The 13,754-nt window shown below is 67.3% G+C and carries 12 protein-coding genes; 8 read left to right on the top strand and 4 right to left on the bottom strand.

The genetic code is table 11. From position 1 onward, the window contains the following. Positions 1-693 precede the first annotated feature (693 nt). The 3 genes from mqo to dbpA all read left to right on the top strand — a co-directional run bounded on the left by mqo (position 694) and on the right by dbpA (position 4,369). The gene (mqo, locus tag WS89_RS17310) at positions 694-2,340 is read left to right on the top strand and encodes a malate dehydrogenase (quinone) (protein WP_059792227.1); all 1,647 of its coding nucleotides are present in this window, start codon (positions 694-696) and stop codon (positions 2,338-2,340) included. Positions 2,341-2,777: 437 nt separating this feature from the next. Further along, positions 2,778-2,975 carry a hypothetical protein gene (locus WS89_RS17305; protein WP_006483193.1) on the top strand — a complete coding sequence of 66 codons (198 nt, stop codon included), beginning with the start codon at positions 2,778-2,780 and terminating at the stop codon, positions 2,973-2,975. Then, positions 2,972-4,369 carry an ATP-dependent RNA helicase DbpA gene (dbpA, locus tag WS89_RS17300; RefSeq protein WP_059792225.1) on the top strand — a complete coding sequence of 466 codons (1,398 nt, stop codon included), beginning with the start codon at positions 2,972-2,974 and terminating at the stop codon, positions 4,367-4,369. The genes WS89_RS17305 and dbpA overlap by 4 nt, the downstream gene beginning before the upstream one ends. A 45-nt stretch (positions 4,370-4,414) precedes the next feature. Here the strand turns inward: dbpA and WS89_RS17295 are convergent, their stop codons facing one another. Next, positions 4,415-5,239 (bottom strand): phosphate/phosphite/phosphonate ABC transporter substrate-binding protein, encoded by an 825-nt coding sequence (locus WS89_RS17295; RefSeq protein WP_059792223.1) that lies wholly within the window; start codon positions 5,237-5,239, stop codon positions 4,415-4,417. Between the two features lie 244 nt (positions 5,240-5,483). Here WS89_RS17295 and WS89_RS17290 point away from each other — a divergent pair, with 244 nt between their 5' ends. Both WS89_RS17290 and WS89_RS17285 read left to right on the top strand, forming a co-directional pair. Next, positions 5,484-6,509: a fatty acid desaturase gene (locus WS89_RS17290; RefSeq protein ID WP_059792221.1), complete on the top strand. Its 1,026-nt coding sequence runs from the start codon at positions 5,484-5,486 to the stop codon at positions 6,507-6,509. 193 nt (positions 6,510-6,702) lie between these two features. Then, positions 6,703-7,905 (top strand): benzoate/H(+) symporter BenE family transporter, encoded by a 1,203-nt coding sequence (locus tag WS89_RS17285; protein WP_059792219.1) that lies wholly within the window; start codon positions 6,703-6,705, stop codon positions 7,903-7,905. 25 nt (positions 7,906-7,930) lie between these two features. Here the strand turns inward: WS89_RS17285 and WS89_RS17280 are convergent, their stop codons facing one another. Both WS89_RS17280 and WS89_RS17275 read right to left on the bottom strand, forming a co-directional pair. After that, entirely contained in the window at positions 7,931-8,818 is an 888-nt protein-coding gene (locus WS89_RS17280; RefSeq protein WP_059792217.1) for an NAD(P)H-binding protein, read from the bottom strand. Positions 8,819-9,146: 328 nt separating this feature from the next. Continuing rightward, entirely contained in the window at positions 9,147-10,064 is a 918-nt protein-coding gene (locus tag WS89_RS17275; protein ID WP_059792215.1) for an AraC family transcriptional regulator, read from the bottom strand. Positions 10,065-10,256: 192 nt separating this feature from the next. Here WS89_RS17275 and WS89_RS17270 point away from each other — a divergent pair, with 192 nt between their 5' ends. Continuing rightward, positions 10,257-10,451 carry a hypothetical protein gene (locus WS89_RS17270; RefSeq protein WP_059792213.1) on the top strand — a complete coding sequence of 65 codons (195 nt, stop codon included), beginning with the start codon at positions 10,257-10,259 and terminating at the stop codon, positions 10,449-10,451. Between the two features lie 20 nt (positions 10,452-10,471). On the opposite strand, the gene WS89_RS17265 is transcribed toward WS89_RS17270, so the two are convergent. Then, complete coding sequence (locus WS89_RS17265; protein ID WP_059503689.1) at positions 10,472-11,425, bottom strand: LysR family transcriptional regulator; 954 nt, start codon at positions 11,423-11,425, stop codon at positions 10,472-10,474. Positions 11,426-11,525: 100 nt separating this feature from the next. Here WS89_RS17265 and WS89_RS17260 point away from each other — a divergent pair, with 100 nt between their 5' ends. Both WS89_RS17260 and WS89_RS17255 read left to right on the top strand, forming a co-directional pair. Further along, positions 11,526-12,884, top strand: a complete 1,359-nt coding sequence (locus tag WS89_RS17260; protein ID WP_059792211.1) for an NAD(P)/FAD-dependent oxidoreductase — start codon at positions 11,526-11,528, stop codon at positions 12,882-12,884. Positions 12,885-13,209: 325 nt separating this feature from the next. Continuing rightward, the gene (locus WS89_RS17255; RefSeq protein WP_059792209.1) at positions 13,210-13,644 is read left to right on the top strand and encodes a phosphatase; all 435 of its coding nucleotides are present in this window, start codon (positions 13,210-13,212) and stop codon (positions 13,642-13,644) included. Positions 13,645-13,754: the final 110 nt, after the last annotated feature.

Below are 13,754 nucleotides of genomic sequence, written 5' to 3'. Positions count from 1 at the left end.
CTCGTTTCGCTCGAAGCGACGCGGGCGGAAGGGGAGGCGACGGCACGTCAACCGGCCCCACCCATGGAACTGGCACTCGCCACATCCAGTAATTTGCGCAAAGATGGATTCGACCCGCTCTCCATCGTAGCCGCGCGCGCCGGTCACGATCCGGCTCCAGTCCGCCGCTCGCGCTTCCCTTCAGCCAGCGCGCGCCACAGCCGGTCGGCCTCGCCGGCGAAGCGTTGACGTTGGCCGCACGACGCCCCTGCGCTTCCCGCGAAACTTCGCTTTCCCGCCCCGCCATTCCGGAAACCCGGACGCACGAAAAACCCCACAAAAACAGGGATATTCAGCGTCTGCGACACGTTGTCCGAGTTCGGTTATATTACGCGCCCCTTGCCATCCCGCCCCTGCAAAACGCGTCGCACGCGGCCGCTTTCAACGCAGCCTGGAGCGCCGTCCGCTCAGGCTTGCCGCCAAGGCCCGGAGGTGCGGCGCATCGTCGCGACGCGCGCGCTTGCCGGCTCGCGGGAAGACGATCCGAAGGTGTCCTTCCGAACGGCTTCACGTGCGCAAATGCAACGGCGCGCCGCGTCGATCCGGAGTTCCGGATTCGCGGTCCGGATCTCCGGACCCGTGTTTCGGCGTAACGGAACCGCGCGCCGGGCGGCATGGCAAACCGATGCGTCCAAGTTGAAAAAAGGATCTGCTGTGATCAAAACGTTACGGGTAATACTGTCGGCGCTCGCGCTGTGCGTCGCGACATCGTCAGTGCACGCCGCCGACACGAAGAAGGTCGACGTCCTGCTGGTGGGCGGCGGCATCATGAGCTCGACGCTCGGCGTCTGGCTGCACGAACTCCAGCCCGACTGGTCAATGACGATGGTCGAGCGCCTCGACGGCGTCGCGCTGGAAAGCTCGAACGGCTGGAACAACGCCGGCACCGGCCACTCGGCGCTCGCGGAGCTGAACTACACGCCGGAGAAGGCGGACGGCAAGATCGACATCTCGAAGGCGATCGAGATCAACGAGTCGTTCCAGATTTCGCGTCAGTTCTGGGCGTGGCAGGTGAAACAGGGCGTGCTGAAGAACCCGCATTCGTTCATCAACTCGACGCCGCACATGAGCTTCGTCTGGGGCGACGACAACGTCCGCTTCCTGAAGAAACGCTACGAAGCGCTGCAGGCCAGCCCGCTGTTCCGTGGGATGCAGTATTCGGAAGACTACGACCAGATCAAGCAGTGGGTGCCGCTGATGATGGAAGGCCGCGATCGCAACCAGAAGGTGGCCGCGACGTGGACGCCGATCGGCACCGACGTGAACTTCGGCGAGATCACGCGCCAGTTCGTCGGCTACCTGAAAACGCAGCCGAATTTCACGCTGTCGCTGTCGAGCGAAGTACGCGAGATCACGCGCAACGCCGACGGCACGTGGCACGTGTCGTGGGTCAAGCTGCACTCGGACGAACCGCCGCAAGCGGTCGACGCGAAATTCGTGTTCATCGGCGCGGGCGGCGGTGCGCTGCATCTGCTGCAGGCGTCTGGCATCCCCGAAGCGAAGGACTACGGCGCGTTCCCGGTCGGCGGCTCGTTCCTCGTGACCGACAACCCCGAGGTCGTGAAGCAGCATCTCGCGAAGGCGTACGGCAAGGCGTCGGTCGGCTCTCCGCCGATGTCGGTGCCGCACCTCGACACGCGGATCATCGACGGCAAGAAGATCATCCTGTTCGGGCCGTTCGCGACGTTCTCGACCAAGTTCCTGAAGAACGGCTCGTACTTCGACCTCGCGAAAAGCACCAACCTGCACAACGTCGCGCCGATGATGCGCGTGGGCGTCGACGAATTCCCGCTGGTGCAGTACCTCGCCGGCCAGCTGATGCTGTCCGACGACGACCGCTTCAACGCACTGAAGGAGTACTTCCCGAACGCGAAGAAGGAAGACTGGCGCCTGTGGCAGGCCGGCCAGCGCGTGCAGATCATCAAGCGCGACCCGGTCAAGGGTGGCGTGTTGAAGCTCGGCACCGAAATCGTCAGCTCGCAGGACGGCAGCATCGCGGGCCTGCTCGGCGCGTCGCCGGGCGCATCGACCGCCGCGCCGATCATGCTGAACCTGATGAAGAAGGTGTTCAAGGACAAGGTCGCGACGCCCGAGTGGCAGCAGAAGATCCGCCAGATCGTGCCGAGCTACGGTACCAAGCTGAACGACAGCCCGGCGAAGGTCATCGAGGAATGGACCTACACGAGCGACGTGCTGCAGCTCGCGCCGCCGCCGAAGATCGACCTGAGCGCGCCGGCTCCGTCCGGCGCCGGTGCCGCGCCGGCCCGCCCGGCGAAGGCGTCGGCCGACATGGCGCTGTAACGCGCCGAACCGCGACACGCCACGCGAACCCGACGGGCGACCGTTGCCCGTTCGGGCCCGTTTCGCCTGAAAGGCGAACATCCTCTCGCCCCGGAGCATGGGGAGGCAGGCGGCGATCCACGGCCATCCGGGAGGGTGGCCGTTTTTGCGTCAGCGCCCGGCGGCCGGTGCGCGCCACCGGCCGCACGGCCGCGACACCCGGGCGAAATCGACCGATTGCGCCCGTTCCGCCGCATCCGGCCCGGCGTGGCGCGCGGTATCCGCTAGAATTGCGGCACGCGCGATCCCGAATCGCCCTCCCGATCCATCACCCGCAGCGTCGCACCCTTACGCCACCGTCCGCACCGCCCCGCTCCCGCGGGTGCACGCGACCGCCGTGGCCGTGCGACGCCCGCGCCCGCAAAGGGCGCACAACCGAATTCAGCTGGAGAAAGACCGTGTTTACCTGCCGAAACCAGAGCTGCGGCACGCAGTGGGAGCAGTCCGACGTCGTCATCAAGGACGAGGGCCAGGGGCTGCTGTTCCGCTGCCCGCTGTGCGGCGCCCGCAACTATCTCGAACGCTTCGAGGACGACGAAGGCAACGTCGTCTACGAGCAGATGGAAGGCCGCCCCTACCTCGGAGACCTGTCTTGACCCAACCGACCGCCACGCCGTTCAGCGCGCTGCCGCTGACGCCCGCCACGCTCGCGAACCTCGCGCAGCTCGGCTATGTCGACATGACGCCGATCCAGGCCGCCAGCCTGCCGGTCGCGCTGGCCGGCCAGGACCTGATCGCGCAGGCGAAGACGGGCAGCGGCAAGACCGCCGCGTTCTCGCTCGCGCTGCTCGCGCGCCTCGATGCGCGCCGTTTCGACGTGCAGGCGATGATCCTGTGCCCGACACGCGAGCTCGCCGACCAGGTCGCGCAGGAAGTGCGCCGCCTCGCGCGCGGCGAGGAAAACGTGAAGGTGCTGACGCTGTGCGGCGGCACGCCGATGCGTCCGCAGGCGCAAAGCCTCGAGCACGGTGCGCATATCGTCGTCGGCACGCCCGGGCGCATCATGGACCACCTCGATCGCGGCAACCTGAAGCTCGACGCGCTGAATACGCTGGTGCTCGACGAAGCCGACCGGATGCTCGACATGGGCTTCTTCGACGACATCGCGAAGGTCGCGCGGATGTGCCCGACGACGCGCCAGACGCTGCTGTTCTCCGCGACCTATCCGGACGGCATCGCGAAGCTGAGCCAGCAGTTCCTGCGCAATCCGAAGGAAATCAAGCTCGCGGAACGCCACGACGACAGCAAGATCCGCCAGCGCTTCTATGAAGTAACCGAGGACGAGCGGCTGCATGCGGTCGGCCAGTTGCTGAACCACTACCGGCCGGTGAGCACGATCGCGTTCTGCAACACCAAGCAGCAGTGCCGCGACCTGCTCGACGTGCTGCACGCGCAGGGCTTCCACGCGCTCGCGCTGCACGGCGAGCTCGATCAGCGCGAGCGCGACCAGGTGCTGATCCAGTTCGCGAACCGCAGTTGCTCGGTGCTGGTCGCGACCGACGTCGCCGCGCGCGGGCTCGACATCGCGCAGCTCGAAGCGGTGATCAACGTCGACGTGACGCCCGACCCCGAAGTGCACGTACACCGCATCGGTCGCACGGGCCGCGCGGATCAGGACGGCTGGGCGCTGAGCCTCGCGAGCATGGACGAGATGGGCCGCGTCGGCGCGATCGAACAGGCGCAGAAGCGCGACGTCGAATGGCATCCGCTCGCCGAACTGACGCCGGCGGACGACAGCGTGCTGCTGCCGCCGATGGAAACGCTGCAGATCCTCGGCGGGCGCAAGGACAAGATTCGTCCGGGCGACGTGCTCGGCGCACTGACCGGCGACGCCGGGTTCGACGGCAAGCAGATCGGCAAGATCAACGTGACCGAGTTCTCGACCTATGTCGCGATCGAGCGCGGCGTCGCGCGCGACGCGCTGCGCAAGCTCAATGCCGGGAAAATCAAGGGCAAGCGGGTCAAGGTCCGATTGATGGACGAGGAGTAAGCGGGCCGCGGCGCGTGCGGTCGCGGTACCGCCGCGCTCCGTGCGTCACGCGAGTTCGGGATAGCCGTGCGCGGCGGCTTCCCGCTCGAACCGCGCAATCGTGTCGTAGTCGGCCGGCGACAGCCGGTCGAATCCCTTCAGCCTCAGCACGCGCGCGCGCTCCGCATCGGCGGCGACCGCGCGATCGAGCGCATCCTGCAACGCGCCGACCTGCGTGTCCGCCAGCGCCCGCGATGCGATGAACGGCAATCCCGGCGCGGATGCCGTCATGCCGACGATCCGGATGTCCTTCAGCAGATCGGGTAGCGCGTCGCGCACATACGCGAACGTCACGCAGTCGATCGCCGCGCAATCTGCCTCTCCCGATGCCAGTGCACGCAGCACGTTCAGGTGCGAACCGAACGGCGTGACCGAGCCGAAAAACCGGCCGTCGTGCGCATGCAGCGCGATCGCGTGCCGGAATGCATTCATCCCGCTGTGTGAATCCTCGCCGTTGAAGCCGGCCCGCAACCCGCGGCATGCGGCGAGCGTCGTCGCGCCGCCCGCATGCGCGCGCGCCGACACGACCAGCACGCTGCTGTAGCGCGCACCGTCGCAACCGTGCGCGTCGAACACCGGCGTCGCGATCAATCGCACGGCATCGCGCAGGCCAAGCATCCGGTACGGGTAGCCGCAGGTCTGCGACAGCAGCAAATCGTCGCGCCGCCACAGTGCATGCAGGTCGTCGAACGGCGCGTCGGGTAGCGCGACGTCGGCGGGCCCGCCCACGTTCGCGAACGCATCGAGCGCGTCGCGCAGCAGCGCGCGCCACGGTGTCGTGTGGTGCGGCGTCACGTTGTACATCGGCAGGACTGCGATCCAGGGCTTCATGCGGACATTCTACGCATCGGCGGCGGCCCCGATGCTTATCGGCGCCGGCACGATAAGCAAATACGAATCGATTGGTTGGCGTTGCCGCCCCGCCCCGGTACCGTTCGAATGCCTGTCGGCGCCGCCACCGTACGCGATGCCGGTCAGGTCGACCGTGATCCGCGAGACACCAGCGCACCCGGGCCGAGCGCCCCGGTTCCATCACTCGTTCCCCGCACTGCCCGATCCATCCCGCCTCAACGCCATGGCCGAATACTTCGACGTCGACCACGCACGCGCGATCGCCGCGCTCGACGCCCGCTTCACCGCCCGCACCGAGTGGCCGACCTGGCTGCTGGTCGTCGTCATCTACGGCGGCTGGCTCGCCGTGCTGCTGCTCGTGCGCGACGGAAACCTGTCGCTCGCCGCCGCGACGCCGCCGCTGATCCTGCTCGGCGCGTGGCACCTGTCGCTGCAGCACGAACTGCTGCACGGCCATCCGACGCGTTACGCGTTCGTGAACAAGCTGCTCGGCTATCCGCCGCTGACCGTCTGGTATCCGTACACGCTGTATCGCGACACGCACCTCGACCATCACCGCGACGAAGACCTGACCGTGCCGGGCATCGATCCCGAAACGAACTACGTGACACGCGAACGCTGGGCGCGGCTGCCACGCTGGCGCCGGGCGCTGACGGTCGCGCGCAAGACTTTCGTCGGACGAATCGTCGTCGGGCCGCCGCTGGCCATCGCCGCGACGTTCGGCGATGCGTTCGCCGCGTTCCGGCGCGGCGACTTCCGTTATCTGCCGATGTGGTTGACTCACGTTGCCTGCGTGATCGCGCTGCTCGCGTGGCTGCAATGGGCGATCGGCGTGCCGTGGTGGTACTACCTGCTGGCCGTCACGTGGCCCGCGCTGTCGCTCGCTATGATCCGCTCGCTGTACGAGCATCGCGCCGCACCGCATCCGAAGGCGCGCATCACGATCAACGAAGCCGGGTTCGCGATGCGGCTGCTGTACCTGAACAACAACTACCACCTCGTCCATCACGACCTGCCGAAGCTGCCGTGGTACGACCTGCCGCGCGCGTACCGGATGCGGCGCGACGCATACGCGCGCAAATGCGGCGGCTTCGTGATCCGCGGCGGGTATCGCGAGTTGTTCGCACGCCATGCGTGGACGCCGACCGATCCGCCCGTGCATCCGTTCGACGAGGGCACGGCATCGCTGTCGACGGGCAGCGGCGTGAAAGTGGCGGTGATCGACAAGGTGTTGCAGATCAGCACGTGACGTCGTCCGGCACGCGCTGCCGATCCTCCTCCGGGCTTTCTCGCCAATCCTTACAAAACACCGACGACGCCGCTCGTCGCCCGCGAATTGCCAATTGCGTCGGCAATGCCCAGAATGGCGGCTCATCCGGGGCTTCCAACAATCATTCGCCCCGGTTCAGCCGCACGGCCGCGCGCCGCATTCCCCGACGACGATGCAACCGAACACCCCACCCGGCGCGATCCGCACGATCGGCAACGACTGGTCCGTTTCCGCGATCACCGCGGGTTTTCTCGCGGTCCTGATTTCGTATGCAGGCCCGCTCGCGATCTTCTTCCAGGCATCGCAGGCCGCGCATGCGTCCAACGACATGGTGTCGTCGTGGGTCTGGGCGATCTCGATCGGTGCGGGCGTGTCGGGCCTCGTCGCCAGCTGGAAGCTGAAGGTGCCGGTCGTCACCGCGTGGTCGGCGCCCGGCACCGCGCTGCTCGTCGGTCTGTTTCCGCAACTGACGCTCAACCAGGCCGTCGGCGCGTACATCACGGCCGCGCTGATCATCCTGGCGATCGGCGTCTCCGGCTATTTCGACCGGCTGGTGCGCCACATCCCGCGGGGCATCGCCTGCGGGATGATGGCCGGCATCCTGCTGCCGTTCGGCATGCATGCGTTCTCGGCCGCGTCGGAGCAACCCGCGCTCGCGTTCGGGATGATCGCGGCCTACGTGATCTTCAAGCGCCTGCTGCCGCGCTACAGCATCGTGCTCGTGCTGCTGACGGGCGCCGCGCTCGCGACGCTGCTCGGGATGACGCATCTCGGCAACGTGTCGCCGAGCCTCGCGCGGCCGATCTTCATCGCGCCCGAATGGACGCTCGGCACGACGCTCAGCCTGGCGCTGCCGCTTGTCGTGGTCAGCCTCACCGGCCAGTTCCTGCCCGGGATGACGATTTTGCGCGTGTCCGGCTATCACACGCCGGCGCGACCGATCATTACCGCGACCAGCGTGATGTCGCTGGTCGTCGCGTGCTTCGGCGGGATCACGATCGTCGTCGCGGCGATTACCGCGGCGCTGTGCACCGGCAAGGACGCGCACGAGGATGCGGACCGACGGTATGTCGCCGGGCTCGCGAACGGCGTGTTCTACCTGATCGGCGGGCTCTTCGCGGGCACGATCGTCACGGTGTTCTTCGCACTGCCGAAGGCGTTCGTCGCGATTCTGGCGGGGCTCGCGCTGATCGGCGCGATCAGCGCGAACGTGCACGGGATCTTCGAGGACGAAAACCACCGCGAAGCGTCGATGATCACGTTCCTCGCGACCGCGTCGGGGATGACGTGGCTCGGGCTCGGGTCCGCGTTCTGGGGCATCGTGATCGGATCGGTGGCGTATGCGGTGTTGAACAGGGTGCGGCGGCCTGCGTGATACGCGCCGCGCACCGCCGCTTCACTCAACGTGCATGCCGGCGCACCAGTTGCGCGAGGGCCTCTTCCGGCGGCGTCGTACCGTAGGCCCGCTCCGACACGTCGGCCTCGACGTCGATCCGCCCCGCGTTGTGCACGTCGTACAGATCGACGATCAGCTGCGCATGGCGTTCGCCGAGCCCGGCGCGCAGCAGCGTCGCGCTCCACGTGTCGCGCGGCAGCTCGTGCGCGACGATCGCGCGGCCCGCCGCCGCGCCCAACATATCCGCGATCGCCGTCACGCTCACCCGCCGCGGCCCTTCGACGCTGACGATGCGCGGCCCGCTGCCGCCCTCCGGCGCATCGAGCAGCAGCCGCGCCGCGACGACGCCCACGTCGGGCGCCCAGACCGTCGGAAACACCTTGCCGACCGGATGGTGGAAGCTCGGCAGCACGCCGGTGCCCAGCGCGACCGGCAGCACGCGCGCCCAGTTCTGCAGATGCTCGGCCGACCGCAGCAGCGTCAATTGCGTCGGAATCGTCTTCAGCCGTTCCTCGAAGTCATGGAACAGACGCGTGATACCCGTATTGCCTTCAAGCTCCGCGCCGTAGTCCGACAACGCGAGCAGCGCGGGCGGCGGATTCGCCGCGAGCGCGGCGGTCGCGACGTCGATCGTCCGCGCCATCGTCGCGGCCGGGTCGGGATCGGCGGCCGGCACCGGGCACAGCATCTGCACGGCCTGCGCGCCGTCGATCGCCGCGGCGATCGCGTGCGCGTCGGTCAAGTCCGCGATCGCGACATCGCAGCCGAGCTGCGCGAACCGTTCACGATGACGTGCGTCGCGCAGCACCGCGCGCACGGAATGGCCTGCGTTGCGCAAGGTCGTCACAGTCGATAGGCCGACGTTGCCGGATGCTCCGAAGATCACGAACACGATTCGCTCCTGATGGGTGAAAGTGCTGTGATTGTCGGCATACGCGGCCCGAGTGGCGCGCAGGGAGGGATGAATCGAGCAGGAAAGGATGACGGGATGAACGGCCGTGGCCATGCGGCTGCTCGATGTGACACCGATCGCTTCGGGTCGGGCGATGTGCCGATCAAGAGGAACAACACACCTCAAACGAACAGCCGCTCACATCCGACGCGTCGCGCTTCAACAGCGCTCGTGGGCGCCGGAGAAGCGAGCGCGGCAATTGTCCAACACCCTGTTTGTTGGACAATTGCCGTCGAATCAAATGCAACGCCCGTGCACCGCTGTTTCGTTATGCGTCCCTGCCCCCGTCCTCACCGTCATAAGCCAGCCGCAACCCGCCCCGCGCGCCCGACCGCGCAATCTCGGTCGGCGTCGCGCCGAGCACGCGGTTCATCCAGTTCGCCATGTGACTCTGATGCGCAAACCCGGCTTCCAGCGCGATCTGGCTGATGCTGAGCCGGCCTTCGAGCAGCAGCGCCTTCGCACGCTCCACCCGGCGCCGCACGACGTACTGGTGCACGGGCATCCCGAGCGTTTCGCGGAACAGCACCTTGAAATGCGGCACGCTGATCGACACGAGCGCCGCGAGCTCGGCCAGTGTCATGCGCCGGTCGAGATTCGCTTCGACATAGTCGATCACGCGTGCCGCGGCCTTCGGCGCCAGCGTGCGCCGGCGTTCGCGAAACGCCGGCTGGCCGTCGACCAGCCGCGCGACGAGCGCCGTGCACAGACTTTCCGCGTAGAGCGGATCCGATGCGTCTTCCGCTTCGAGTTCGGCGGCCATCGCCCATGCGATGTGCTGCAGCCGCGGGTCGCGCACCTGCAGCCGCCGGCGAATCTGCGCGTGCGACGGCTTCAGTTCGAGCTGCTCGACCGTGCGCCGCACGAAGGTGTCGCTGAGCGCGATGTGCAGGATCCGGCAGTCGGCGCTGTCGGTCCACTGGCCCGGCAGGCCGGCCGGAATCACGTCGACGTCGCCGTGCGCCTGGATACGCGACACGCGCTCGCCGTCGCATACGCAATCCGCCCGCACCGGCGCGCCGATATGCACGCCGATCCGGTGATGCTCGGCTGCCGGAATCCGGTACGTGCCCGCGCGGATCTCCAGCAGCGACGCGCCGAAGCCGTGCCAGCCGAGCCCGCGGCTGGAGCGCAGGCTGACCGGGACGCCGTTGTCCGTCGGCGCGGCAAGAATCGGATCGCTCATCGATGGTCTCCACGAGATCGGGTGCCGAATGCGCATTGTGACGCGTTTCGCGCCGGCGTGCCGGCCCTGCCCGGCCGTCTCCGAATCCAGCAGAAAAAGATCATCCGTTTCTGCTCGGGACGATCCTTGCGTGCGCGCCGACGGGCGCCGCGCCGCTTACGATCGGCTCGTCCGACACCCACGGAGCCCGTCATGCCCCATTACTGCCCGCAACGCGCGGCGTTCATCGCGCGCTCGCGCTGCGCCGCCCGCCCTTCATCCGGCCCCCACGCCCGTCACGGCCGCACCGCCATCGCCGCGTGGTGCCTGCGCATCGTCGGCTGGTACCGGCTCGAACGGCTTCTCGCGTCGATTCCCGACAGCAACGACGATTTCGGGCTCGTCTGACCGGCCGGTCGACACCCCGCCTACTTGCGCCGCCGCTCGTGCGGCGCCACCGTCGCGCCGTCGATCACCGGCGCGCCCTGCTTGATCAGGAAGTCGCGAAACAGCCCCGTCACCTGCGAGATGCGCCGGTCGGCGAGCGTCACCACATACCATTCGCGCTCGATCGGGTTGCCGGGGAACGGCAGTTGCCCGAGCAGCCCCGTGCGCAGTTCGAGCGCACACGCGTGCAACGACAGGAACGCGACGCCGAGCCCCGCTTCGGCCATCTGCTTGATCGCCTCGTTGCTCGACAGTTCGGAGCCCACATGAAAGCGGTGGCCCGCGTTCTTGAACAGGCTCTCGACGGTCGAGCGCGTGCCGGCGCCGCGTTCGCGCACGAGCAGGTGCGCGGATTCGAGATCCTTCAGCGCGACGCGCTTGCGCCGCATCAACGGATGGCCGGGCGCCGCGACGAACACCATCGGGTGCTTCGCGAACTCGACCGCATGCGTACGCAACTCCTTCGGGGCGCTGCCCATCACCGCGAGATCGATTTCATGCGTCGCGAGCATGCGGATGATGTCGTCTCGATTACCGACCTTGAAATACGTCTTCACGTGCGGACGCGTCGCGGTGAATTTGACGAGCAGCGGCGGGATCAGGTACTCGGCCGTCGTGATCGCGCCGATCCGCAGCGTGCCGCCGAGATCGCCCGTCAGCGCGGCCACTTCGTCGCCGGCCTCGCTCCACAGATGCAGGATCTCGCGCGCGTAGCGCGCCACGATCTCGCCGGCCGCGGTCAGTTGCACGCCACGCCCCACTCGCTGCAACAACGCGGCGCCCACGGCCTCCTCGAGCAGCCGAACCTGCAGCGACACGGCCGGCTGCGTCAGGTTCAGTTCCTCGGCCGCGCGCGACACGCTGCCGAGCCGCGCAATCATGTCCAGCGCCTTCAACTGCCGGAACGTCGCGGTCTTTCCTATAAGTGAATACATATGAGTCGCTTATAAACATTAAATTGTTCGAGTGGGTTCGAAACTATATCGTCGGTTCCTGAGCAATGTCATCCGAATCGTCATTCAGCGGGAGCCCAACATGGACAACATCACGCCCAACCTTGCAACGGACCGCGCACCGCGTCTGCCGCGCATCGTGATCGTCGGCGGCGGCGCCGGCGGCCTGCAGCTCGCGACGCGTCTCGGCGATACGGTCGGACGCCGCGGGCAGGCCGACGTCGTGCTCGTCGACCGCTATCCGACGCACTTCTGGAAGCCGCTGCTGCACGAAGCCGCATCGGGCCATCGCGATCCGGCTTCCCACACGATCGAATACGCGGCGCAGGCGAAGCGCCACGGCTTCCGCTTCGTGCAGGGCGCGCTGCAGCGGGTCGATCGCGCGGCACGCACGGCGACGATCGCGGCCGTGCAGGATGCGGACGGCACGGAAATCCTGCCGCAACGCGTGCTCGACTATGACGATCTCGTGCTGGCGGTCGGCAGCGTGACGAACTTCTTCAACGTGCCGGGCGCCGAGCACCATGCGCTGCCGCTCGAAAACCTCGAACAGGCCGAGGATTTCCGCCGCAAGTTCCTTGCTGCCTGCACGAAGGCGAATCACCTGGCCGAGCAGCAGCCGGCACGGCGCGGCGCGCCGATCTGCATCAACGTGATCGGTGCGGGCGCGACGGGCGTCGAGCTGGCCGCCGCGCTGCGGCATGCGGTCCAGCAACTGACGACGTACCGCTTCAAGGCGCTGGTGTCCGCGCGCGACGTGCACATCCGGCTGATCGAAGGCGGCCCGCGCATCCTGCCGGCGCTCGACGAACGGCTGTCCGGCAAGATGCACGCGCAGCTTCGCGCGCTGAACGTCGACGTGCTGACCGACACGCGCGTGGCGGAAGTCGGCGCGGATGCCGTGACGACCGCGACCGGCGAACGGCTCGCGAGCGACATCACGATCTGGGCGGCCGGCGTCGCGGGCCCCGCGATGCTGCGGGACATCGGCGACATCGCGCTCAACCGGTCGAATCAGGTGATCGTGACCGACACGCTGCAGACGCCCGACGATCCGCACGTGTATGCGTTCGGCGACTGCGCCGCGTGCCCGTCGACCGGTGCAGGCGGGTTCCTGCCGCCGCGTGCGCAAGTCGCATACCAGCAGGCCGTGTATCTGGTCGACGCATTCGCGCGCCGCGTCGCCGGCAAGCCGGTGGCCGGCTTCACGTTCCGCGACGCGGGCACGGTCGTGTCGCTCGGGCATGCGGGCGCCGTGTATCAGGCGGATATCGGCATGCGCTCACGCTCGCTGATCGTCGACGGGCTGGCGGCGATCGGGCTGTACAAGTTCCTGTATCGCAAGCACCTGTTCAGCGTGGTCGGCATGAAGCGCGCGCTGTTCCAGTCGCTGAGCCACTGGCTGCAAAGCCGCAACGAGCCGTCGATCAAGCTGCATTGATCGCCGCTGTTCGCACGCAACATCGCAGCACGGCATATCGGGCAAGCATCGTCCGATATGCCGTTTTCCTATATGGATATGCGCGATTCAGCCGGAATGTGCGCCACGCCGGTGCATCACATCGAAGGCCGTCGATACGATGCACTTCATGCGCGAAATGCCGTGCGACGCGTATCCCGCGCCCGCTCTGGCTTGTCACCCACTCATTAGTCTGAACGTATGAGTCGGCTATAAATATTGATTGGTCGCGTTTTCCGGATCGACGCTAAGGTGTGTGGCATTCCCGTCGGCGAACGGATCATCACGTTTCTGAAAAGGAATCACCGTGGTCATCGAAGCCATCGTCACCCGTCTCGACGCAGCATTCGCGCAGATCGAAGCAACGCCGGATTCGCGCGAGTCGCGCCATCAACGCGACGCGATCATCCAGTGGCTGGACCGGGCATCGGAAGAGGGATATCGACTCGGTCTCGTCACGACACTGCCGGCCGCGCGGCTCAACGACATGTTCGAAGGCCAGTTCGGCCGCGCGAACCTCGACCGCTTCTCGGTCGTCGTCACGGACACCGATCAACAGGACTCCGGATCGAATCAGCATCCGTTCGATGTCGCGTTGCAGGCGCTCGGCGTGCCGCGGGAGCGCGCGGTCGGGATCGCGAGCAGCGAACCGGAACGCCGCGAAGCCGAGCATTTCGGGTTGTCGCGCTGTGTGAACATCACCGATACGGTGCGCTCGATCGCATCGGCCGGGCTGCACTGAACGCCCGCACACGGGCCGGCCCGAGCCGGCCATCATCGCCGATCCGGCGGCAATCCGACGATTGCCCGACCGCATCCTGACATTCTGCTGTCAAAGTCGCTTGCAACACT

Source organism: Burkholderia sp. MSMB1072 (genome assembly GCF_001524725.1).
Taxonomy (GTDB): domain Bacteria; phylum Pseudomonadota; class Gammaproteobacteria; order Burkholderiales; family Burkholderiaceae; genus Burkholderia.
This window is presented reverse-complemented; position numbering and strand designations above follow the sequence as displayed.